21 protein-coding genes and 1 pseudogene are annotated in these 22759 nt (G+C 71.9%); 10 read left to right on the top strand and 12 right to left on the bottom strand.

Features of this window, described 5'->3' with window-relative positions:
- Positions 1-595 (bottom strand): annotated as a pseudogene (locus tag B7L92_RS19835) (iron transporter); the annotation flags it as partial.
- A gap of 141 nt (positions 596-736) precedes the next feature.
- Positions 737-2251, bottom strand: a complete 1515-nt coding sequence (locus B7L92_RS19830) for an aminotransferase class III-fold pyridoxal phosphate-dependent enzyme (RefSeq protein WP_081238861.1) — start codon at positions 2249-2251, stop codon at positions 737-739.
- Positions 2252-2529: 278 nt separating this feature from the next.
- Here B7L92_RS19830 and B7L92_RS19825 point away from each other — a divergent pair, with 278 nt between their 5' ends.
- From B7L92_RS19825 to B7L92_RS43915, 3 genes are all read left to right on the top strand, one after another.
- On the top strand, positions 2530-3753 hold the full coding sequence (locus B7L92_RS19825) for a trypsin-like serine peptidase (protein ID WP_081238860.1): 1224 nt from the start codon (positions 2530-2532) through the stop codon (positions 3751-3753).
- A gap of 131 nt (positions 3754-3884) precedes the next feature.
- Entirely contained in the window at positions 3885-4211 is a 327-nt protein-coding gene (locus B7L92_RS43920) for a hypothetical protein (protein ID WP_438364006.1), read from the top strand.
- Positions 4212-4340: 129 nt separating this feature from the next.
- Positions 4341-4475: a hypothetical protein gene (locus tag B7L92_RS43915; protein WP_438364005.1), complete on the top strand. Its 135-nt coding sequence runs from the start codon at positions 4341-4343 to the stop codon at positions 4473-4475.
- Between the two features lie 66 nt (positions 4476-4541).
- Here B7L92_RS43915 and hflX read toward each other — a convergent pair whose 3' ends face one another.
- The 5 genes from hflX to miaA all read right to left on the bottom strand — a co-directional run bounded on the left by hflX (position 4542) and on the right by miaA (position 11703).
- Positions 4542-6035: a GTPase HflX gene (gene hflX / locus B7L92_RS19815; protein WP_081238859.1), complete on the bottom strand. Its 1494-nt coding sequence runs from the start codon at positions 6033-6035 to the stop codon at positions 4542-4544.
- A gap of 719 nt (positions 6036-6754) precedes the next feature.
- Complete coding sequence (locus B7L92_RS19805; RefSeq protein ID WP_081238857.1) at positions 6755-8923, bottom strand: RelA/SpoT family protein; 2169 nt, start codon at positions 8921-8923, stop codon at positions 6755-6757.
- Between the two features lie 301 nt (positions 8924-9224).
- A complete protein-coding gene (gene dapF, locus B7L92_RS19800; protein ID WP_081238856.1) occupies positions 9225-10094 on the bottom strand; it encodes a diaminopimelate epimerase in 870 nt (289 codons plus the stop codon).
- Positions 10095-10153: 59 nt separating this feature from the next.
- Entirely contained in the window at positions 10154-10657 is a 504-nt protein-coding gene (locus B7L92_RS19795) for a hypothetical protein (protein ID WP_081238855.1), read from the bottom strand.
- A 107-nt stretch (positions 10658-10764) separates the two neighbouring features.
- Positions 10765-11703 (bottom strand): tRNA (adenosine(37)-N6)-dimethylallyltransferase MiaA, encoded by a 939-nt coding sequence (miaA, locus tag B7L92_RS19790; RefSeq protein ID WP_004982610.1) that lies wholly within the window; start codon positions 11701-11703, stop codon positions 10765-10767.
- A 183-nt stretch (positions 11704-11886) separates the two neighbouring features.
- Here miaA and B7L92_RS19785 point away from each other — a divergent pair, with 183 nt between their 5' ends.
- Positions 11887-12156 carry a hypothetical protein gene (locus B7L92_RS19785; RefSeq protein ID WP_081238854.1) on the top strand — a complete coding sequence of 90 codons (270 nt, stop codon included), beginning with the start codon at positions 11887-11889 and terminating at the stop codon, positions 12154-12156.
- 23 nt (positions 12157-12179) lie between these two features.
- Complete coding sequence (locus B7L92_RS19780) at positions 12180-12449, top strand: antitoxin (protein ID WP_081238853.1); 270 nt, start codon at positions 12180-12182, stop codon at positions 12447-12449.
- A gap of 86 nt (positions 12450-12535) precedes the next feature.
- On the opposite strand, the gene B7L92_RS19775 is transcribed toward B7L92_RS19780, so the two are convergent.
- The 3 genes from B7L92_RS19775 to B7L92_RS19765 all read right to left on the bottom strand — a co-directional run bounded on the left by B7L92_RS19775 (position 12536) and on the right by B7L92_RS19765 (position 15838).
- Complete coding sequence (locus B7L92_RS19775; RefSeq protein ID WP_081238852.1) at positions 12536-13252, bottom strand: class III extradiol dioxygenase subunit B-like domain-containing protein; 717 nt, start codon at positions 13250-13252, stop codon at positions 12536-12538.
- A gap of 233 nt (positions 13253-13485) precedes the next feature.
- The gene (miaB, locus tag B7L92_RS19770) at positions 13486-15003 is read right to left on the bottom strand and encodes a tRNA (N6-isopentenyl adenosine(37)-C2)-methylthiotransferase MiaB (RefSeq protein WP_004982616.1); all 1518 of its coding nucleotides are present in this window, start codon (positions 15001-15003) and stop codon (positions 13486-13488) included.
- Positions 15004-15430: 427 nt separating this feature from the next.
- Positions 15431-15838, bottom strand: a complete 408-nt coding sequence (locus tag B7L92_RS19765) for a pyrophosphohydrolase domain-containing protein (RefSeq protein WP_081238851.1) — start codon at positions 15836-15838, stop codon at positions 15431-15433.
- Between the two features lie 105 nt (positions 15839-15943).
- Here B7L92_RS19765 and B7L92_RS19760 point away from each other — a divergent pair, with 105 nt between their 5' ends.
- A complete protein-coding gene (locus B7L92_RS19760) occupies positions 15944-16939 on the top strand; it encodes a TAXI family TRAP transporter solute-binding subunit (protein ID WP_081238850.1) in 996 nt (331 codons plus the stop codon).
- On the opposite strand, the gene B7L92_RS19755 is transcribed toward B7L92_RS19760, so the two are convergent.
- Both B7L92_RS19755 and B7L92_RS19750 read right to left on the bottom strand, forming a co-directional pair.
- Positions 16918-18351, bottom strand: a complete 1434-nt coding sequence (locus B7L92_RS19755; protein WP_081238849.1) for a sensor histidine kinase — start codon at positions 18349-18351, stop codon at positions 16918-16920. The two genes, B7L92_RS19760 and B7L92_RS19755, sit on opposite strands and share 22 nt — an antisense overlap.
- Positions 18352-18360: 9 nt before the next feature.
- Entirely contained in the window at positions 18361-19047 is a 687-nt protein-coding gene (locus tag B7L92_RS19750; protein ID WP_016824401.1) for a response regulator transcription factor, read from the bottom strand.
- Between the two features lie 284 nt (positions 19048-19331).
- On the opposite strand from B7L92_RS19750, the gene B7L92_RS19745 reads away from it, so the two are divergent.
- The 4 genes from B7L92_RS19745 (at position 19332) to B7L92_RS19730 (ending at position 22692) form a co-directional block, all read left to right on the top strand.
- Positions 19332-20108 (top strand): amino acid ABC transporter ATP-binding protein, encoded by a 777-nt coding sequence (locus tag B7L92_RS19745; protein ID WP_081238848.1) that lies wholly within the window; start codon positions 19332-19334, stop codon positions 20106-20108.
- Positions 20109-20191: 83 nt separating this feature from the next.
- Entirely contained in the window at positions 20192-21040 is an 849-nt protein-coding gene (locus B7L92_RS19740; RefSeq protein WP_081238847.1) for a glutamate ABC transporter substrate-binding protein, read from the top strand.
- Positions 21041-21124: 84 nt separating this feature from the next.
- On the top strand, positions 21125-21790 hold the full coding sequence (locus B7L92_RS19735) for an amino acid ABC transporter permease (RefSeq protein WP_081238846.1): 666 nt from the start codon (positions 21125-21127) through the stop codon (positions 21788-21790).
- Positions 21787-22692 (top strand): amino acid ABC transporter permease, encoded by a 906-nt coding sequence (locus B7L92_RS19730; protein ID WP_081238845.1) that lies wholly within the window; start codon positions 21787-21789, stop codon positions 22690-22692. Before B7L92_RS19735 ends, B7L92_RS19730 begins: the two co-directional genes overlap by 4 nt.
- Positions 22693-22759: the final 67 nt, after the last annotated feature.

Below are 22759 nucleotides of genomic sequence, written 5' to 3'. Positions count from 1 at the left end.
TCCTTCCCGCCCCCGTCACCGGTCCCGAGGCCGGGGGGAGCTCCCCGGCCTCGGGACCGGTGACGGGGGCGGGAAGGAGGGACCCGGGAGCGGCAGCCGGGTCATGGGCCGTCGGGCCGAGGGCGGTCGGGCCGGCCGGAGCCGGTTTCGGGATACCGGTGCTTTCCCTGCCCAGGAGGGCGGCGAGGAGGACGGCGTCGACCGGTGGGACCGGTTCCGGGACGTGGTCCAGGTGAGGCGGACCGAAGCGGTGCCAGCCCGTCGGCGACCAGTACAGGACGGGGACGAGCAGGGCGGTGCCGCTGGCCGGCAGGGGGATGCGCAGCACCCCGCCGTCCGGAGCGGTCAGGCCGGTCTCACGGACCCAGCAGCGCAGCAGGTTCTCCACCGCTGCGGCCCGGGCCGCCCTGTGCGGGTCGGGATGCTCCAGGGGATCCGTGCCGGGGTCCAGGAGGAGCCGCCCGTCGTGCGGCGACTCCCTCCACTGGCGCGGTACCGCGGTACTCGTCCTCCCGGCAGCGGACCGGGTGTCGTCGGTGCTCGGGCCGCACGGCTGTTCCGGGGTGCGGTCGTCGGGAGTGGGGGTCGAGTGCACGGCGGATCCTCGGGGAATGGCTCGTGGTCGTGCGGTGTCGGTCCGGGGACGGTGGCGGTCGTGCTCACCCTGCGCGTGAGGGTCCGTCGCCCGGACGTCCGCCGGGAAGGGGTACCGGGGCGCTCGTGCGCCGCGGTCACGTCACCCCGGCGGCTCGGTGCGGCCTGCGGGGTGAGAGGGCGCGTGGTACGGGTGGCGGGGCTGTTCCGTCCGGCGGTGGGCGAAGTGGTCGCGCGCCGCCGTGTGGAGCGCATCGGCAAGTCGGTCGAGCACCACGCCCGCCTGCTCATCGGTGGTCGTCAGAGGCGGGAGCAGCCGTACGACGCTCGCGCAGGGGCCGCTCAGGTCGATGATCAGGCCACGCCGCAGGCACTCCCGCCGTACGGCGGCCGCGAGTTCGGGCGCGGCGGGACGGGGCCGGTCCCCCGCCGTCCCGTCCGGTGTCGCGGCCGGCCCCGGACCGGTGGTGTCGCGGTCGCTGCCGTCGTCCCCGCCCTCCGGATCCACCAGTTCGATCCCGATCATCAGCCCCCGCCCGCGTACCTCCCCCACACAGGCGAGCTCACCCGCGAGTGTCCGCAGCCGGTCCAGCATGCGGACGCCCAGCCCGGCCGCGTGTGCGGCGAGGTCGTTCTCGCGGACGTGGCCGAGGACCGCCGTGCCCGCGGCCAGGGCGAGCTGGTTGCCGGGGAAGGTTCCGGCGCCGGGGGCGCGGTCGTCGAGGTCGTCCCGGTGGACCACGACGGTCAGCGGCAGGCTTCCCCCGATGGCCGCGGACAGCACCATCGCGTCGGGCGTGACTCCGCTGTGCTCCACTGCCCAGAAGGCGCCGGTCCGTCCGACCGCCGTCAGGGTCTCGTCGACGATCAGGGGGACGGACCGGTCGGCCGTCAGGCGCCGTATGCGCCGCAGCCAGGCATCCGGTGCCGGAAGCACCCCACCGTCGCCCTGTACGGGCTCGAGGATCATCCCGGCGGGAAGCGGTACGCCCGTGGCGGGACCGCCGAGGACGGTCTCGGTCCAACGGGCGGCCAGTTCGGCTCCGCGCTCGCCTCCGATGCCGAAGGGGCAGCGGTAGTCCTGCGGATAGGGCAGCAGGGTGGTCTGCGCATCGGAGGGTGCGGCGCGGGTCGCGTCCGGAGACCCGTCGGCCGACGCGGGGTGGGCACCGGTGAACGCGAGGACGCCGGCGCGACCGGTCGCCGCGCGTACGAGCCGGAGGGCGGTCGCCACGGCGTCGGTGCCGGCCGGTCCGCAGAAACGCACGTGTGCGCGGTCGGCGAGTCCCGGGGGCAGCGTGCGGAACAACTCGGTGACGAAGGCGTCCTTCACCGGGGTCGCCAGATCGGGGACGTGAAGCGGTGCGCCCGAGTCGATGACCCTGCGGATCGCCTCGAGCACCACGGGGTGGTTGTGCCCGAGCGCGAGCGTTCCGGCGCCGGAGAGGCAGTCGAGATAGCGCCGTCCGTCCGCCCCCTCGATGGTCATTCCGCGCGCTCTCACCGGGACGATCGGCAGGGCACGGGCGTAGGTGTGGGCCGTGGACTCCCGCGCGGGCTGTCGGCGCAGGACGCCCTCGCACGCGGTGGTGTCCGCCGCTGCGGCCCGGACGGCCGGGCTGGTCGCTTTCCGCCCCTCGTAGGTGAATTCCACCACCGTCCTCCGTCCTCCACGGCGCTCCCGCCGACCACGGGCACGCCGCGCGGACGGCGCGTCCCACCGCTACCAACCCCGGACCGCTCACCGGGTTACGGGTTGTCTCAAGATCCCTGCCGTGACGGAACCGTTGCCGTTCCGTCGGGTGTCCCCCACGGCGAGCGCATAGTGTGTGGTGCCGTTCCCGGAGGCCGTGAGAGCGCCTGTGAACTGCGCGTAAGTTCAGGTGCGAACACGGTCGAAGCACCAAGTTCGTCCACCTCAGGGGGAGTCAGATCATGCGATCCATACGGCCGTCGTCCACCGCTCGACGAGAGGGGAGGGCGCGGCGCGGAACCTCCCCCGTCCTGGCCGCCGTGGCGCTCGCCTCGGCGCTCGCGCTCACCGCCACCGCCTGTGGTTCGGGGGACGCCGACGCGGGCTCCGACACCTCCGCGACCGCCGCCGCCGACGACGACGGCAAACTCAAGATCCCGGACGACATCAAGGACCGGCTCAAGGAGCACGGGATCGACCTCGACAAGTGGCGGGACGGCGCGTGGAAGGACTGGAGCAAGGACGACTGGCTGCGCGAGGCCAACGAGTTCATCAACCCGATCATCGAGGACCTGTGGGATCCGGACCGCATGCGGGACGCCGAGGAGCCGGAACAGGAAGTCGACGAGAGCGACATCTCCGGTGACCAGGGTGTGACGGACCCGACCCCGGAGCCGGTGCAGGCGCAGGCCGTTCCGCCGTCGTACCACGCCAACGCCCCCACGGCCGGAAAGGTCTTCTTCGACTCCCCCGAGGGCACGATGGTCTGCTCCGCGACGGTGGTGCAGGACCCGGCCAACCCCGGCAAGTCCAACATGGTCTGGACGGCCGGCCACTGCGTGCACGCCGGCAAGAAGGGCGGCTGGTACCGCAACATCGCCTTCGTGCCGTCGTACAACGACGGGGGCAAGTCGGCCAAGGAACTCGAGAGCGCCACCCAGGAGGAGGTCGCTCCGTACGGCATCTGGTGGGGTGACTGGGCACAGACCTCGGACCAGTGGATCGAGCAGGGCGGCTCGACGGGCGGTGACGGCGCCGCGTACGACTTCGCCGTCATCCATGTGACGCCGGAGAAGGGCAGCGGCGGCAAGTCGCTGGAGGAGACGGTCGGTTCGGCACTGCCGGTGGACTTCAAGGCCCCGGCCGTGCCGCAGATGAAGGAGATGACGGCGATCGGCTACCCGGCCGCTCCGCCGTACGACGGCCAGACGCTGTACCGCTGCCAGGACCGCCCGGGGCGGCTGTCCCTCGACGCGTCCGACCCGACGATGTACCGCATCGGGTGCAGCATGACCGCCGGCTCGTCCGGCGGTGGCTGGGTCGCGACGGGTTCGGACGGCAAGCCGGCTCTGGTGTCCAACACCTCGATCGGCCCGGTGACATCGGGCTGGCTGGCCGGTCCGCGGCTGGGTGAGGAGGCCAAGGGCGTGTACGACGCGGTCAGCGAGAAGTTCGCCGGGCAGTGACCGGCCCGTCCCTTCCCGTGGGCCGCCGAGCACACGGGAAGGGACGCCGCGGCGGCACCGGACCGCCGGTGCCGCCGCACGCGCTCACGTGCGGCACCACGTTCGTCCGCTTCAACTGGGGCCGTCGCACCATGCGTTCCACGCGCCCGTCCGCACCGCCCGGGCGAGGGCTGCGCACCGTCCTCGTCGCCACCGGGCTCCTCACCGTCCTGGCGCTCACCGTGACCGCGTGCGGCGGTTCCGGGGAGGGCACCGCGAGCGGCAAGCCCGACGCCACCGCCTCGCAGGCCGCCGACGGCAGCGGCGACGGCGGGATCGGCGTCCCGTCCGACGTCGGGGACCGGCTCGAGGAGCACGGGATCGACGTCGACCGGTGGGAGGACGGCGCGTGGAAGGACGGGGACAAGGACAAGTGGCTCGGTGAGGCCGGGGACTTCGTCAACCCGGTGATCGAGTGATGTGCCCCGGCTTACGTGGAGTCGAGTTGCTGGACCCTGGGCGATCGAGGGGGTTGTCCTCGGCTCGAACTCGATGGGTGTGAGCATGCCGAGACCGGCGGTTCGTCCGGCGATGGCTGGTTCCGCGGGGTGGACGGCGAGACCGTACTGGTCTCCAACACCTCGATCGGCCCGTTCGACAACACCTGGCCGGCGGGCCCGCAGCCGGGCAAGGACGCGCAGGCGCTCTGCCGGAACATGAGCGAGACCTACGGCGGCCGGTGATCCGGACGCGCCGAAGGCCCGCCCCCCGCCGTGAGCGGGGGGCGGGCCTTCTCACCGGGTGAAGGGTCAGCCGGCCGCCGCCGGAACGTACGGCGCGAGTTCCGCCGCCAGTTCCTCGTGCACCCGCGCCTTGAGCAGGGTGCCCTCCGGGGTGTGCTCCTCGGAGATCACCTCGCCCTCGTCGTGGGCACGGGCGACCAGCTTGCCGTGGGTGTACGGCACCAGCGCCTCGATCTCCACCGAAGGGCGGGGCAGCTCGGCGTCGATGAACGCGAGCAGCTGCTCGATGTTCTGGCCGGTGCGGGCCGAGACGGCGAGGGACCGCTTCTCCACCCGCAGCAGCCGCTGGAGGGTGAGCGGGTCGGCCGCGTCGGCCTTGTTGATCACGACGATCTCGGGCACGTCGGTGGCGCCGACGTCCCGGATCACCTCGCGCACGGCGGCCAGCTGCTCCTCCGGGTTCGGGTGCGAACCGTCCACCACGTGCAGGATCAGGTCGGAGTCGCCGACCTCCTCCATCGTGGAGCGGAAGGCCTCGACCAGGTGGTGCGGCAGGTGCCGGACGAATCCGACCGTGTCGGCCAGCGTGTACAGCCGTCCGCTCGGGGTCTCGGCCCGGCGCACGGTCGGGTCGAGGGTCGCGAACAGGGCGTTCTCGACCAGTACGCCCGCGCCGGTGAGGCGGTTGAGCAGCGAGGACTTGCCCGCGTTGGTGTAGCCCGCGATGGCCACGGACGGCACCTTGTTGCGCTTGCGCTCCTGGCGCTTGATCTCGCGGCCGGTCTTCATCTCCGCGATCTCGCGGCGCATCTTCGCCATCTTCTCGCGGATCCGGCGCCGGTCGGTCTCGATCTTGGTCTCACCGGGACCGCGGGTGGCGAGGCCGCCGCCCTTGCCGCCGCCCATCTGCCGGGACAGCGACTGACCCCAGCCGCGCAGCCGCGGCAGCATGTACTGCATCTGCGCGAGCGAGACCTGCGCCTTGCCCTCTCGGGACTTGGCGTGCTGGGCGAAGATGTCCAGGATCAAGGCTGTACGGTCGATGACCTTGACCTTGACGACGTCCTCGAGATGGATCAGCTGGCCCGGGCTGAGCTCACCGTCGCAGATGACGGTGTCCGCGCCCGTCTCGAGCACGATGTCGCGCAGCTCCTCGGCCTTGCCGGAGCCGATGTAGGTCGCCGCGTCGGGCTTGTCGCGGCGCTGGATCACGCCGTCGAGCACGAGGGCGCCGGCCGTCTCCGCGAGGGCGGCGAGTTCCGCGAGGGAGTTCTCCGCGTCCTGCACGGTTCCCGAGGTCCACACGCCGACGAGTACGACCCGCTCCAGGCGGAGCTGCCGGTACTCGACCTCGGTGACGTCCTCGAGCTCGGTGGAGAGTCCCGCGACACGGCGCAGGGCCGCGCGCTCGGAGCGGTCGAACTGGTCGCCGTCCCGCTCTCCGTCGATCTCGAGGCTCCAGGCGACGTCCTCTTCCATCAGGGCATCGGCCCGAAGACCCTCGGGGTGGGTGTGCGCGAAGCGCTTGGTGTCCTGGGAAGGGGAAGAAGAGGAGGTCATTGGGTCCTTACGTCGATGGGAAACCGTCTGCGGCGACGGAGCGGGCTTCGGCTGCCCGTCGGGCTCCGGGTCCGGTCGGTGGGACCTGTCCCCGGAACCTTCCGTCACTGTCCTCAACGTACGGGTACCCCGGGAGATTCCCGCGTCCCGCGCCGTGCGGACCTGACAATGGTCGCACGGAACGGCCCGTCTCGTCATCGTGTTATTCCCGGCCCTCGCCCGGTCGATGCACGGGCGCGCCCGGACCGTGGGCGGGTGTCGCGGCCCGCGGCGTGGGCTCCCCCTGCGGGTGTCCGGGCATCGGCGGGATCGTGGTTCCGTGGAGCCGGGGGCCCAGGCCGGCCGGGTCGCGTCCGGCGACGGCGGAGGCGAGCCGGACGGAGTCGGCGGTCGTGGCCGTGCCGTCCCGGTGGGGAACACCGCCTCGTCGGAGGGGACGTCGCACGGGAACACCAGGTGGGCGGCGTCGGCCTGGGCGGAGGCGAGCAGCGCGGTGGCCGCCCGCCGACGGCGGACGTGGGTGCCCGACCGCGGGGTGCCTGACCACGGGGGCAGCCGCGTGGAGTGAGCCGCACGGCCCTACGGCCATCAGCGCGCGTACGCTGCGGCGACGGCGCGCCCCGGGCCCACCCGACCGGGTCGGGCGAGGTGTCGCACCGGCTGCCCGCGGCCGGGACGACCACCGGACGCGCGGGAGCCCTGCCCTCGTACGGGAGGCGTCAGGCGCCCGGCGTCCGCGGCTGCGCCCGGCTCACGTCGTACACGCCGGCCACGTTGCGCATCGCGCGCATGAGGGCGGGCAGCCCCGCGGCGTCCGGCAGCTGCACGGTGTACGTGTGCCGCACCTGCTGCCGGGTCGGCGGTTCGACGGTGGCGGAGACGATCTCGGCGCCTTCGAGGGCCATGGCCTCGGTGAGGTCCGCGAGCAGGTGGGGACGGACGAACGATTCCGCGACCAGCGTGACCCGGCACTCGGCACCCTCCCCCCAGCGCACGCCGACCTCCGCACGCCCGGATCCCGTCATGCGCGCGACCGCGGCGCACTCGACCCGGTGCACGGTGACGGCTCCCCCGCGCACGGCGAAGCCGGTCACCTCGTCGGGCGGCACGGGCGTGCAGCAGCGGGCGAGCCGCACGGCCGCGCCGGGCCGGTCGACCAGGACCTGGGCGGCGGCGGGACGGGCGGGGACCGTGTCCGGCGCCTGGGGGGCCTGCGGAGCGGCGGAGTCGTCGGCGGCCGGCCGCGCTCCCGCCGCGGGTTCCGTCGCGGGGGCGGCGTCCTGCGCGGGGTGGGTGGCCAGCCACCGCTGGATGGCGATGCGGGCCGCGGGGGTGTGGGCGTGCTCCAGCCACTCCCTGGAGGGCTCCGAGGCGGGGTCCTGGCCCATGAGGAGCTGGACGGTGTCGCCGTCCTTCAGGACGGTGCTCAGCGTCGCCAGACGGCCGTTGACCCGGGCGCCGATGCACGCGTGGGCGTCCTCGCCGTACTGCGCGTACGCGGCGTCCACGCAGGTCGCCCCCTCGGGCAGGCCGAGCGTGCCGCCGTCGGGGCGGAAGACGGTGATCTCGCGGTCCTGGGCGAGGTCCTCGCGGAGGGTGGACCAGAAGGTGTCGGGGTCGGGCGCGGCCCGCTGCCAGTCCAGCAACCGCGAGAGCCAGCCGGGCCGGGTGGGGTCGGCGCGTTCGCCGTCGCTCGCGGGCTGTTCCTCCGACGGGGCCGCATAGGGGTTGCCGAGGGCGACGACTCCGGCCTCGGCGACCTTGTGCATCTGGTGGGTGCGGATGAGGACTTCGACGACCTGGCGGTCCTCGCGTGCCACGGCGGTGTGCAGCGACTGGTACAGGTTGAACTTCGGTACGGCGATGAAGTCCTTGAACTCCGACACCACGGGCGTCATGCAGGTGTGCAGCTCGCCGAGGACGCCGTAGCAGTCGGCGTCCTCGTTCACCAGCACCAGCAGGCGGCCGAAGTCGGCGCCGCGCAGCCGCCCGCGTTTGCGGGACACGCGGTGGACGGAGACGAGGTGGCGGGGGCGGATGAGGACCTCGGCGGCGATGTCGGCCTCGCGGAGCACCTTGCGCACGTCCTCGGCGACCTCGGCGAGCGGGTCGTCCGCACGGGCGGCGTTGCGGGCGACCAGCTCCCGCGTGTGCTCGTACTCCCCGGGGTGGAGGATCGCGAAGACCAGGTCCTCCAGTTCCGTCTTGAGCGCCTGGACACCGAGGCGTTCGGCGAGGGGGATCAGGACGTCCCGGGTCACCTTGGCGATGCGCTCCTGCTTCTCGGGGCGCATCACTCCGAGGGTGCGCATGTTGTGCAGGCGGTCCGCGAGTTTGATCGACATCACGCGGACGTCGCTGCCGGTGGCGACGAGCATCTTGCGGAAGGTCTCGGGTTCGGCGGCGGCGCCGTAGTCGACCTTCTCCAGCTTGGTGACGCCGTCGACGAGGTAGCGGACCTCCTCGCCGAACTGCTCCCGCACCTGATCGAGCGTCACGTCCGTGTCCTCCACGGTGTCGTGGAGGAGGGAGGCCGTCAGGGTCGTGGTCTCCGCGCCGAGTTCGGCGAGGATCAGGGTCACGGCGAGCGGGTGGGTGATGTAGGGCTCGCCGCTCTTGCGCATCTGGCCGCGGTGGGAGGACTCGGCCAGGAGGTAGGCACGGCGCAGGGGCTCGAGGTCGGCGTCGGGGTGGTGCGCGCGGTGGGCGTCGACCACATGGCCGATGGCGTCGGGGAGCCGGTCGCGGGTGGCGGGGCCGAGCAGCGCCGCGCGTCCCAGTCGGCGCAGGTCGATCCGGGGGCGGGCCTTTCTGCGCGACCCCGCGGGTGCGGCGTGACCGGACGTCACGGAGCCCGGGGTCGCAGGGTTGGCGGCCTCCGCGTTCATGGGCACCTCCGGCTGCGTGGACCGGTGGACGGCGCGCCCCAGGGCGGACTCGGGCTCGGGAGGCGGCGTGCGCCTCCCCCGTCCGGGCCGGTGCTTGATGCTACCGAGCCCGACCCGGTGCGACCGACCGCCTCCCGCCGAGCGTGAAACGGATCACTCCTTCGAGCGAAGGCCCTTCCCGGGGCGGTTTCACGCCACTCGGTCGACGGTCCACCGTGGTCTCGAAGCGAAACACGGTCCCGCACCCACGGATGTCCGGGTCCGACCGGCCCGGGGCCGGGACACCGGTCCACCGCTCCGCTCAACGGAGGGCGTTTTCCAGCCACTCCGCCTCGATCTCACCCTCGGCGACGATCACCGCGGGTCCGGTCATCTCGATCCCGCCGTCGGGCCGTTCGGTGATCACCAGGGTGCCGCCGGGCACGTCCACGGTGTACGTGGCCGGGGTGCCGGTGACGCTCGGATCGACGCCGTCCCGGCGGGCGGTGGCCACGGCGACCGCGCAGGCGCCCGTGCCGCACGAACGGGTTTCGCCGGCACCGCGCTCGTGCACCCGCAGCGCCACGTGCCGGGGGCCGCGGTCGACCACGAACTCGACGTTCACGCCGTCCGGGTAGGCGGAGGCCGGGCTGAAGGGGGGCGGGGCGAGCAGGTCGCCGACGTGGGCGAGGTCGTCCACGAAGGCCACCGCGTGCGGGTTGCCCATGTTCACGTTCCGCGCGGGCCAGCTGCGCTCGCCGACGCTCACCGTGACGTCGCCCTCGGGAAGCAGCGCCTTGCCCATGCCGACGGTGACGTCACCGTCCTTGGCGATGTGCACGGCCTTCACGCCTCCGCGTGTGGCGACCGCGAGATCCCCCTCGGCCACATGTCCGGCGCGCTGGAGATAGCGCGCGAACACACGCACCCCGTTGCCGCACATCTCGGCGATCGAGCCGTCGCCGTTGCGGTAGTCCATGAACCACTCGGCCTCGTCCGCCATGGCCCGGCCCTCGGGGTGCGCCTCGGACCGCACCACGTGCAGCAGTCCGTCGGCACCGATGCCCGCACGGCGGTCGCACAGGGCGGCGACGGCGGCCGGGGGCAGGTCGAGGGCGTTCTCCGGGTCCGGGACGATCACGAAGTCGTTCTCGGTGCCGTGTCCCTTGAGGAAGGCGATCCGCGTGCTCATCCCTCGATCGTACGGGGTGGGCACGGCAGCGCCCTCCCCGCCGGTGACCGGGACGGGCGTCAGCGGAGCCGGGCGACCCGCCAGACGGCCAGGGCCACCACCGCGGCGACCATCACCGCGTAGCCGGCCACGACCCGCCAGTCGGGTCTGCGTCCGGATCCCCTGGCCGGCAGGCCCGGCCAGGTGTAGCCCACCCGGCGGGCGGCCATCATCCCCCACCCGGCCGAGCAGGAGCAGATCAGCAGGCCCAGCATGGCGATCACGGCCCCGCTGTCGCCGAAGTCGAAGGCGAGGGGGAAGGCGAACATCAGGGAACCGACCCCGGCCAGTCCGACGATGGGTGCGAGCTGCCAGATGCGCAGTCGGCGCTGCGGGCGCAGCTCGACCTCGACCTCGTCACCGCCCGTGAACATCTGGTCCGGCTCGGGGCCGTCGTCGGTCACACCGCCCTGCACCTCCTCGGGCCCGTCGGGGCTGAGGCGGTCGGTCTCCTGCTCCGGCGCACCCCGCTCGGTAGTGAGGTGCTCGGTGCCGTGTGCGGTGTCACGAGGGCCGGCCTCCATCGCCACGCGCCCTCCCAACTTGGACTCCACTGGTCGATCGAAGCTCGATGATGGCACGGCGTCACAGGCCCCGATGACGGCCTGGGCGTCCCGATGCCATGACGTGATCAGGCTGTAACCGGTCGTTCGACCAACGACAACGCGAGCCGCGGAAGTTCCCCGAGGTCGGCCGCGGCCCCACTCAACCAGTGCACCCGGGGATCGCGCCTGAACCACGAATCCTGACGGCGCGCGAAGCGCTTGGTGGCACGCACGGTCTCGGACCGCGCCTCCTCCAGGGTGCACTCACCGGCGAGCGCGGCGAGGACCTGCTGGTAGCCGAGCGCGCGCGAGGCCGTACGCCCTTCGCGCAACCCCTGCGCCTCCAGTGCGCGCACCTCCTCCACCAGACCCGCCTCCCACATCCGGTCGACCCGGCGGGCGATGCGCTCGTCCAGCTCGGGCCGGGCCACGTCGACGCCGATCTGGAGGGTGTCGTAGACCGAGTCGTGGCCGGGGAGGTTGGCGGTGAAGGGCCGGCCGGTGATCTCGATCACTTCGAGTGCCCGGACGATGCGGCGGCCGTTGCTCGGCAGAATGGCCCGCGCGGCCTCGGGGTCCGCGGCGGCGAGGCGCGCGTGCAGCGCGCCCGGGCCGCGCAGGGTGAGCTCCTCCTCCAGGCGGGCCCTGATCTCGGGGTCGGTGCCCGGGAACTCCAGGTTGTCGATGGCTCCGCGGACGTAGAGGCCGGAACCGCCGACCAGGACGGGCCAGCGCCCCTCGGCGAGCAGCGCGTCGATCCGGGCCCGCGCCAGGCGCTGGTACTCGGCGACGGACGCGGTGACGGTCACGTCCCAGACGTCCAGCAGATGGTGCGGAACGCCGCCCCGCTCCTCGGGCGTCAGTTTGGCGGTGCCGATGTCCATCCCCCGGTAGAGCTGCATGGAGTCCGCGTTGACGACTTCACCGCCCAGCTTCCGGGCCAGGAAAACGCCCAGATCGGACTTTCCGGCCGCAGTGGGGCCGACGACGGCGATGACGCGGGGGGCGAGGGGTGCGCTGCTCACCGATCCAGTCTCCCAAACCTCTCGGCCCGCTCTCGAACGAGTTACGTGACGCGGCCGTCGCGGGGTCGTTGCCCGTTGCGAGTCTCCTGCCGCCGGAGCACGGCGGCGGCGACCCCGGGTCGCGCGGACGGACCCACCGGGTCACGCGGAATGTCGCTCGCACGAGTAACGTATGGAGTGGATATGGGCGTTTTTGCACGGATTTTTCGGAGGTCGAAGGCCACGGAGGAGACGCGGACCGACGAGGCCCGGGACGGCCGGACGGCAGCGGGGCCGCAGACGGAGGACGCGGCCGGGACCGCGCAGTCGAAGGCGTCGGCCGAGACGCCGGAGACCGACGGGCCGACGGTGCAGGAGGCCGACGGGGTCACCGGCATCGACGGCGTCGAGATCCCGAAGCAGCAGTCCTCCGAGGCCGTCGGCAGCGAGGCCGACAAGGGCGCCCGCACGTAGACGCCCGCGAGGGAAGGTGCATCATGGGTCTCCTGAACAACCTGAAGACCAAACTCGACCCGGCCAAGGGCAAGGTCTCCGACCTCGCGCACCAGCACGGGGGCAAGATCCAGCACGGCCTGGACAAGGCCGCGCGGGCCGTCGACGAGCGGACCAAGGGCAAGTACCGCGACAGGATCCAGGCGGGCACGGGAAAGGCCAAGGGCGCCATGGACCGACTCGCGCACAAGAACGAACCCGGTCCGGGAACGGGCGACACGACGCCGCCGACCGGACCACCGCCCGCCTCCTGAACGGTACGACGGCGGACGGCCGTGGAGTCCTCGAGGACTCCACGGCCGTCCGCCGTCGCTCCGGCCGGATCCGGCCCGGCCGGTTCCTACGACCAGGTGGCCACGATGTAGCCCACCCCGTACGGGGCGTCCTCGTAGAGCAGCGCCCCCTCCAGGTCCGGGTTTCCGGCCGCGGCGCCCGCGAGGACCTGCCAGGGGGCACGGCCGGACGCCTTCAGCTCGCGTGCCAGGCCGGTGTCCAGCGCGCGCAGGGCCGCGGTGTCGGCAGCGCCCAACGCGCGCGCGATCTCCGCGTCGAAGGGGGCCGCACGCTCGTCGAGGTAGCCCGGGGCCTTGAGTGTGCGGCAGGCGCTGGCGTCGCCCAGCACCAGCATCGCCACCCGCTCCGCTCGCGTGGCGATCGCCCCTCCCTCTTCGACGCACCGTTCGGCCGCGAGGGGTTCCCCCACTCCCAGCCCCTCGACGGGGGCGTCCGCCCACCCGGCCCTGCCCAGCAGCCATGCGCCCACGGCGAGCCCGTAGGGGAGTTCCGGCCCGGCCGGCCCGCCCCTGTCCGGACCCAGCCGTACGTCCAGGTCGACGCCGAAGCCGCGAAAGGACCCCGGGGTGCCCTCCGGGTAGCTCTCGGGGCCGGCGGCCGCCGCCGGCCCGACCACCACGAGCCGGTCGGGCCGGGCGGCGGCGAGCACGCCCAGCGCGTCCGTGCACGCGGTGCGCGCGGCGTCCAGCTCGGCGGCGGCACCCGCGGCGACCTCGGGAACGAGCAGCGGCGGACAGGGGCAGACTGCGGCGGCGACTAGCATGATCGGCAGCCTACTGCGGCGGCCCGGAACGGTGCCCCCGCCTCAGGGGGCGCCCGTGTTCCGGAAGCGCTCGGCGAGGCCCTGGCCGGCCCTGTGCGTGCACGCCGCCCCGTACCGTCCGCGGCGCGCCTCCTCGCGCGTGCCCTCGGCACGTGCGACCGGCCGGAGCCCGGCGGCCGACTCCGCCACGACGGCCCGCCGAGCCATGCGTCCGCCCCCTCGTCGCAGTCCGGTCAGTCGACGGCGCAGCCCCCGGTGACCGCCGGCAGCGGCTCGGGCACGCCCACCTTGGGCAGACCGAGCATGACGCCCGCCGGCTTGGCGGCCTCGGCGGCGTTCCGCTTCTCCCAGGCGTCGCCCGCGCGCGTGCGGCGCACGTCCCGCACGGGTCCCTCGGCGAGCAGGTGGTGCGGGGCGGCATAGGTGATCTCGACGGTGACCACGTCGCCGGGGCGGACCTCCTGCTCCGGCTTGGTGAAGTGCACCAGACGGTTGTCGGGGGCACGCCCGGAGAGACGGTGGGTGGTGTCGTCCTTGCGGCCCTCGCCCTCGGCGACCATCAGCTCCAGGGTGCGCCCCACCTGCTTCTTGTTCTCCTCCCAGGAGATCTCCTCCTGGAGGGCGACGAGCCGCTCGTACCGCTCCTGGACGACCTTCTTGGGGATCTGGCCGTCCATCTCGGCGGCCGGGGTGCCCGGGCGCTTGGAGTACTGGAAGGTGAACGCCTGCGCGAAGCGGGCCTCGCGGACGACGTGCAGGGTCTGCTCGAAGTCCTCCTCGGTCTCGCCGGGGAAGCCCACGATGATGTCGGTGCTGATCGCCGCGTGCGGGATGGCGGCGCGGACCTTCTCGATGATGCCGAGGTAGCGCTCCTGCCGGTAGGAGCGGCGCATCGCCTTCAGGACCGCGTCCGAGCCGGACTGGAGGGGCATGTGCAGCTGCGGCATCACGTTCGGCGTCTCGGCCATGGCGGCGATGACGTCGTCGGTGAAGTCGCGCGGGTGCGGCGAGGTGAAGCGGACGCGCTCCAGGCCGTCGATCCTCCCGCAGGCCCGCAGCAGCTTGCTGAACGCCTCGCGGTCGCCGATGTCGGAGCCGTAGGCGTTCACGTTCTGGCCGAGCAGGGTGATCTCCGAGACGCCCTCGGCGACCAGGGCCTCGATCTCGGCGAGGATGTCGCCGGGGCGCCGGTCCTTCTCCTTGCCGCGGAGCGCGGGGACGATGCAGAAGGTGCAGGTGTTGTTGCAGCCGACGGAGATCGACACCCAGGCCGCGTACGCGCTCTCGCGGCGGGTCGGCAGCGTGGAGGGGAAGGCCTCCAGCGACTCGGCGATCTCGACCTGTGCCTCCTCCTGGACGCGGGCGCGCTCCAGGAGGACGGGCAGCTTGCCGATGTTGTGCGTACCGAAGACCACGTCGACCCAGGGCGCGCGCTTCACGATCGTGTCGCGGTCCTTCTGGGCCAGGCAGCCGCCGACCGCGATCTGCATGCCGGGGCGCCGCGCCTTCTTGGGGGCGAGGTGTCCCAGGTTGCCGTACAGCTTGTTGTCGGCGTTCTCGCGCACGGCGCAGGTGTTGAAGACGACGACGTCCGCGTCGCCGTCGGAGCCCTCGGGGGCGCGGACGTAGCCCGCGTCCTCCAGCAGCCCGGCCAACCGCTCGGAGTCGTGGACGTTCATCTGACACCCGTAGGTGCGTACTTCATAGGTGCGCGTGCCGCCCACTGACTGGCTCCGGTCGATGCTGCTCATGCCCTAAGGGTAGGCGGTGCCGCGGACGGCCTCCGCCGCCGAGGCCGTGCTCCCGGATCCGGCGTTCCCGGGACGTGCGCCGGCCCCGCGCGGCCGGGCGGTACGCGGTGGGCGGAGCCGGGGGCGTGACGGGGCACGGGCGCCGTCGGCGGACGGGTACGACGGTGATCCGGGTCGCCCGGAGTCCTCGGTCATTTCCTCGACAGCCCGGAACGGGCCGGGAAAATCCGCCACCGGGCGAAGGAGAAACGTTGCCGGATCCGGTCGAGCGCCGCGGGAAACGAGTCGAGATACCACGGGAAAGGAGCGGACCACGGGCGTCACGCACACGGGGACGCGAGCGAGCCGCCGGGTTTCCTCCGTCTCCGCCGGTAATTCCCGGCGGAGACGGAATCGACCGTACGACCGGGCGGTGCCGCTCAGTCGCTCAGTCCTCCCCGCGCGGTGCCCAGCCCTGTCGCCGCAGTACCGCCGACACGTCCGGGGCCTCGTAGTGCCCGCCCTTGAGGACCTTGCCGTCGGCACGGCGGCTGACCTGTCCGTCCGGGCCCAGCTTGGTCATGTTGGAGCGGTGGATCTCGGCGATGACCGCGTCGAGGTCGATCCCGTGGACGAGTGCCGTGCCGTACGCGACGTAGACGACGTCGGCCAGTTCGTGGGCGAGCCGGTCGAGCGGGCCCCCCACCGACACCTCGGCGACCTCCGCGGCCTCCTCGGCCAGCAGTTCGCCGCGGTGGGCGGCCAGATCCGGCGAGACCTCGGACGGGGTGTCGCGGACGTCCAGCCCGAAGGCGCGGTGGAACTCACGGACCAGGTCGGCGGGCGAAGGGCTCATGCGGCGACTGTAGCGGCCACCGCGGACGCCCCTGGGCCCGCGCACGGGCCCGGGCTGTGAGCTCCGCCCTGGTCAGCGGGGCTCCGGGCTGGCAGGATCGCGCGCATGTCCCACGCGCTGTCCCGGATCGGCGGGCGCCGGGCCCTGCGGGGCGCGGTCGCCGGCTTCGTGGCGCTCGGACTGCTGCTGTGGTGGCTGGCGCCCTGGAGCGAGGAGCCGCCCGGCGGGACGATCACGCTGAGCACGGGAACGCGCCCGGGGGTCTACCAGAAGTACGGCGAGCTCCTGCGCACCTCGCTCGGCACGCACATGCCCGACCTCGAGGTCCGGCTGGAGACGAGTGACGGCTCGCAGGAGAACGTACGGCGCGTGGCGACCGGTCAGGCCGACTTCGCGATCGCCGCGGCCGACGCGGTGGAGACGTACCGGCTGAGCGACCTGCCGGGCGCCGACCGGCTGCGCGGGGTGGCGCGCCTGTACGACGACTACGTGCAGCTCGTGGTCGCGCCCGACTCCGGCATCCGCTCCGTCGCGGACCTGCGGGGCAAGCGGGTCGCCATAGGGTCGCCCAAGTCGGGGGTCCGGCTCATCGCCAACCGGGTGCTCAGGGCGGCCGGCATCGACCCGGAGACGGACATCAGGCCCTCCTCGGACGGTATCGACACCGGACCGGGGCGGCTGGGACAGGGGCTGGACGCGTTCTTCTGGTCCGGTGGACTGCCCACGGACGGCCTGAAGACGCTCGCCGAGGATTCCACTCTGCGGTTCGTCCCGATCGGCGCCGACCTCGTCGCCGAGCTGCACAAGCAGGGCGGTGCCGCGCGCTACTACCGGGCCACCAACATGCCGGAGTCGGCCTATCCCAGCAGCCAGTCCGGCTCGGCCGTCCCGACGATGGCGGTGTCCAACCTCCTGATCACCAGGGCGGACGCGGATCCCCGGCTCACCGAGTGGCTGACCCGCGTCGTGCTCAAGAGCCGGGACCGCATCGGGGCGGACGTCCACTCCGCGCAGCTGGTCGACGTACGCACCGCCATCTACACGGACCCGCTCCGGCTGCACGAGGGCGCCCGCCGCTACTACCGGTCCGTCAAGCCCTGAGCCGCCGTCTCCCTCGTGGGGGCGTTCCTCGGTACCGTCACCGTCACCCTCAGCCCGTGCGGCTCGTGGCGGTCGTAGGCGAGGGAGCCGCCGCCCGCCGCGAGCAGCGCCCGGGAGATGGACAGGCCCAGACCGGAGCCCTTGATGTTCTGGTGCCGGCCGCTGCGCCAGAAGCGGTCGCCGACGCGGGTGAGTTCCTCGTCGGTCAGGCCCGGGCCGTTGTCGGTGACGACGACGGTGGAGGTGTCGCCGTTGGAGGTGACGGCCACCTCGACGGTCTCGCCCCCGGGCGTGAACTTCACCGCGTTGTCGATGATCGCGTCCAGCGCGCTGGAGAGCGCGACCGGGTCGGCCCATGCCGTGGTCGGCGGGCAGTTCCCGACCAGGCGGACCCCCTTGGCCTCGGCGGTGGGAGCCCAGGCCGCGACGCGCTCGCCGGTCAGCGCGCCGATGTCGGTGACCTGGAGCTGGGCCTCGCTGTGCTCGGCGAGCGCCAGGTCGAGCAGGTCGTCCAGGACCTGTGCCAGGCGCTTGCCCTCGGCCTGGACCGAGGCGATCTCCTCGTTGCCCTCGGGCAGCTCGAGGGCCAGCAGTTCGATGCGCAGCAGCAGCGCCGAGAGCGGGTTGCGCAGTTGGTGGGAGGCGTCGGCGACGAAGGCGCGCTGCTGTTCCAGCACGCTTTCGACATGGTCCGCCATCTCGTTGAACGACCGGGCGAGGCGTCTGAGCTCCGGGGGACCGCCCGCCACGGCGACCCGGGACTTCAGCCGCCCGGTGGCGATGTCGTGGGTGGTGGCGTCCAGGACCCGCACCGGTCTGAGCACCCAGCCGGTCAGGCGCAGGGCCGCGCCGACGGCCAGCAGCATGGCCGCGGCCTCGCCCGCGCCGATGACCAGCCATCCCTGCAGGATGCGGGAGCGCATGGGTCCGGTCGGCGAGTCGGTGACGACGACCGCGACGACATCACCGTCCCGGATGACCGGTGAGGCCACCACGAGGCTGTGCCGCTGCCAGGGCCACACCTGCTCGGGGTCGTGGCTGCGGCGGCTGAGCAGGGCCTCCTCGAAGGCGCCCCGCACCTCGCCCGACCGCGGGAGGAGCCAGTCGTCCGGGGCGTGCGCCATGGACGAGTCGTTGCGGTAGAACACACCGGCGCGGATGCCGTAGACCTCGTAGTAGCTGCGCAGTTCGTTGCGGAGCGTCTCCTGGCGCTCGTTGATGTCCCCGGTGGCCGGGTCGGACGGCTCGGTGACGAACTGGGCGAGGGCCGCGAAGCGCGCCGTGTCGTCGATCCGGTCGACGACGACCTTCTGCTGCTGCGCACCGGCCAGGCTCACGGCGAGCGGGACGCCGAGCGCGAGGAGGACGGCCGCCATCAGGACGATGAGCAGCGGAAGCAGACGTGTGTGCACCCGGCCCCGCTAGGCCGCGGGCGCGACGAGCCGGTAGCCGACTCCGCGTACGGTCTCGATGAGGGCCGGCATGCGCAGCTTGGCGCGCAGGGAGGCGACGTGCACCTCCAGGGTGCGGCCGGTCCCCTCCCAGCTGGTGCGCCACACCTCGCTGATGATCTGCTCCCGGCGGAAGACGACCCCCGGCCGCTGGGCGAGCAGGGCCAGCAGGTCGAACTCCTTGCGGGTCAGCTGGACGACCGAACCGTTCACGCTGACCTGGCGGGTCGGCAGCTCTATGCGCACCGGGCCCAGGCGCAGCTCGGCCTCGGCGGCGCCGGTGGTCTCCTCGTGGACGGTGCGCCGGCTGACGGCGTGGATCCGGGCCAGCAGCTCCCCCGTGTCGTAGGGCTTGACCACGTAGTCGTCGGCGCCGAGGTTGAGGCCGTGGATGCGGGAGCGCACGTCGGAGCGCGCGGTGACCATGATCACCGGCGTGCTGGTGCGCTTGCGGATCCTGCCGCAGACCTCGTAGCCGTCCTGGTCGGGCAGGCCCAGGTCGAGCAGGACGACGCCGAAGCCGTTGCCCTCGGGGACGAGCGCCTGGAGGGCCTCCTCGCCGCTGCGCGCGTGGGTGACGTCGAACCCGTGCCGGGCCAGCACCGCCGACAGGGCGGCGGCGACGTGGTTGTCGTCCTCGACCAGGAGCAGTCTCACCGGGTCCCCTTTCCGTTCATCGGCCGTACGGTCTCCCCGGGTACAAAACGCATGGACGCGCGCATGCACCTTGCAGTGACGCCGATGGACGACGACGGCGTCAAGAGGATTCCGGTTGCGCTTTCGTACCGTTACCCGGCCGAAATGCGCCCTGCTCACAAGTGCTACGACACGTGTCCGATTGCTATCGGATCGTGATGCTCAGATTCCCCTCAGATGTAATGACGCAGGTCTGAAGGGTCACTACTGTCCTCCGAAACCGAGGAGGACGGAGCCTGAGAGCGATGACCGAAGTAGCGGTGGCCAAGGAAGATGTGGCCGCGACCGGCGATCTGGTCGTCCTGAAGAGCGTCAACAAGCACTTCGGCGCGTTGCACGTACTCCAGGACATCGACCTGACGATCACCCGTGGCGAAGTCGTCGTGGTCATCGGGCCTTCCGGGTCCGGGAAGTCCACCCTGTGCCGCACCATCAACCGTCTGGAGACGATCGACTCCGGGTCGATCACGATCGACGGCAAGCCCCTGCCCCACGAGGGCAAGGAGCTCGCCCGGCTGCGGGCCGACGTGGGGATGGTCTTCCAGTCCTTCAACCTCTTCGCGCACAAGACCGTGCTCGAGAACGTGACGCTGGGCCAGGTCAAGGTTCGCAAGAAGGACAAGAAGGCCGCCGAGGAGCGGGCCCGCGCCCTGCTCGACCGGGTCGGCGTGGGCGCGCAGGCCGAGAAGTACCCCGCACAGCTCTCCGGTGGTCAGCAGCAGCGTGTCGCCATCGCGCGGGCCCTGGCGATGGAGCCCAAGGTCATGCTCTTCGACGAGCCGACGTCGGCTCTCGACCCGGAGATGATCAACGAGGTTCTGGAGGTCATGCAGCAGCTCGCCCGCGACGGCATGACCATGATCGTCGTCACCCATGAGATGGGGTTCGCCCGTTCGGCGGCGAACCGCGTGGTGTTCATGGCCGACGGCCGCATCGTCGAACAGGCCGCGCCGGAACAGTTCTTCAGCAATCCGCGCAGCGACCGCGCCAAGGACTTCCTGTCGAAGATCCTTCACCACTGACGGCGCACCTCGCGCCCTGACGACTTGCGTCACCGGACATTCGACCGGGCCGCATCACTTCACCAGTCATAAGGATGTGCACCATGAACCTCCGCAAGGTCACCGCCGCCTCGGCCACCGTGTTCGCCCTCGCCCTGACCGCGACCGCCTGTGGCGGCGGCGACGGCGGCGACTCCAACGGCTCGGGGTCGTCGGGTGGCGACAAGAAGAAGATCACCATCGGCATCAAGTTCGACCAGCCGGGCCTGGGCCAGAAGACCCCGCAGGGCTACGCGGGCTTCGACGTGGACGTCGCCACGTACGTCGCCAAGAAGCTCGGCTACGACGAGAACCAGATCGAGTGGAAGGAGTCGAAGAGCGCCGACCGCGAGACCATGCTGCAGCGTGGTGACGTCGAGTTCATCGCCGCCACCTACTCGATCACCCCGGAGCGCGAGGCGAAGGTCGACTTCGCCGGCCCGTACCTGCTCGCCCACCAGGACGTGCTGATCCGCGCCGACGACGACAAGATCAAGGCGCCGGAGGACCTGAACAGCGCGAAGCTGTGCTCGGTCACCGGCTCCACCTCGGCGCAGAACGTCAAGGAGAAGCTGGCGCCCAAGGCCCAGCTGCAGCCGTACCCGACGTACTCGGCCTGCCTGCCCGGTCTGCAGAACGGTGCCGTCGACGCGCTGACCACCGACGACTCCATCCTCGCCGGCTACGCCGCCCAGGAGCAGTTCAAGGGCAAGTTCAAGCTCGCCGGTTTCAAGCTGACCAACGAGAACTACGGCATCGGCGTCAAGAAGGGCAGCGACCTCAAGGCGAAGATCAACGACGCGCTGGAGGCCATGGTCTCCGACGGCTCCTGGGAGAAGGCCGTGAAGGACAACTTCGGTCCGGCCAACTACCAGTACGAGGACGCGCCGAAGATCGGCGACGTCAAGAGCTGAGGCCTCGCCTGACAGGGTGCGCCGTCCCGGATGCGGGGCGGCGCACCGGTGCGGGCATCCCTACACGCGGAAGCGCGGGAGATCGTGTTCGACTTTCTTGAAGATTACGACCTGCTGGGGGCCTTCTGGACGACGGTGCAGCTCGCTGTGCTCTCCGCCGTCGGCTCCCTGATCTGGGGCACCCTACTGGCCGCCATGCGCGTCGGTCCGGTGCCGCTGATGCGCGGTTTCGGGACCGCGTACGTGAACATCGTGCGGAACATCCCGCTGACCGTCATCATCCTGTTCACGTCACTCGGCTTGAACCAGACCCTGGGCATCAGCCTCGGCGCGGACGACTTCGAGACGATCAACTTCCGGCTCGCCGTCCTCGGCCTGATCCTCTACACCTCGGCCTTCGTGTGCGAGGCGATTCGCTCCGGCATCAACACGGTGCCGGTCGGCCAGGCCGAGGCGGCCCGCGCGATCGGCCTCAACTTCAACCAGGTGCTGGGCCTCGTGGTGCTGCCCCAGGCGTTCCGCTCGTCCGTCGGCCCGCTGGCGAACGTGCTGATCGCGCTCATCAAGAACACCACAGTGGCTGCCGCGATCGGTGTCGCCGAGGCGGCCCTGCTGATGAAGGAGATGATCGAGAACGAGGCGCAGCTGCTGCTGATCTCCGCGGTCATCGCGTTCGGTTTCGTGGTTCTGACGCTGCCGACCGGCCTGTTCCTCGGCTGGGTGGGCAAGAAGGTGGCGGTGAAGCGGTGAGCTCCGTTCTCTACGACGCTCAAGGCCCTCGCGCCAAGCGGCGCAACGTCGTCTTCACGGCGGTCTTCCTGGTCGCCCTCGCGGCCTTGCTGTGGTGGGTGTTCAGCACCCTCAACGACAAGGGCCAGCTGGAGTGGTTCCTGTGGAAGCCGTTCTTCACCAGCGGTGAGCCGTGGTCCACGTACATCTGGCCGGGTCTGCAGAACACGCTGAAGGCCGCCGCGCTGTCGGTGGTCATCGCGCTGCCGCTCGGTGCCGTCTTCGGCATCGCCCGGCTGTCGGACCACGCCTGGATCCGCGTTCCGGCCGGGATCGTGGTCGAGTTCTTCCGGGCCATCCCCGTCCTGGTCCTGATGATCTTCGGTCTCGCCCTGTTCGCCGAGTACACCAACGTCAGCTCCGACGACCGTCCGCTGTACGCGGTCGTCACGGGTCTGGTGCTGTACAACGCCTCCGTCCTCGCGGAGATCGTGCGCGCCGGCATCCTGTCCCTGCCCAAGGGCCAGGCCGAGGGAGCGATGGCGATCGGCCTGCGCAAGAACCAGCTGATGCGGCTGATCCTGCTGCCGCAGGCGGTCACCGCGATGCTCCCGGCCATCGTCAGCCAGCTCGTCGTCATCGTGAAGGACACCGCCCTCGGCGGCGCCGTCCTCACCTTCCCCGAGCTGCTCGCCTCGGCCAACACGATGAGCGGCTACTACGGCGCCAACGTCATCGCCAGCCTCACGGTCGTGTCCGTGCTCTTCATCGCGCTCAACTTCGCCCTCACCTCCTTCGCCTCCTGGCTCGAGGCACGGCTGCGCCGCAGCAAGCGCAGCACGGGCGCGGTGCTCGGCGCCGAGGACGTCGAGGAGCTGAACGCGGCCGAGGTCGGGGGCTCCTCCGGCCCGAAGGTGCCCTGAGCCGACTGACACCCGTCACCCGACATGACTGTGGCCCGCCGTTTCCCGGCGGGCCACAGTCATGTCG

The sequence above is a fragment of the Streptomyces viridosporus genome (assembly GCF_002078235.1).
Lineage (GTDB): Bacteria > Actinomycetota > Actinomycetes > Streptomycetales > Streptomycetaceae > Streptomyces > Streptomyces viridosporus.
This window is presented reverse-complemented; position numbering and strand designations above follow the sequence as displayed.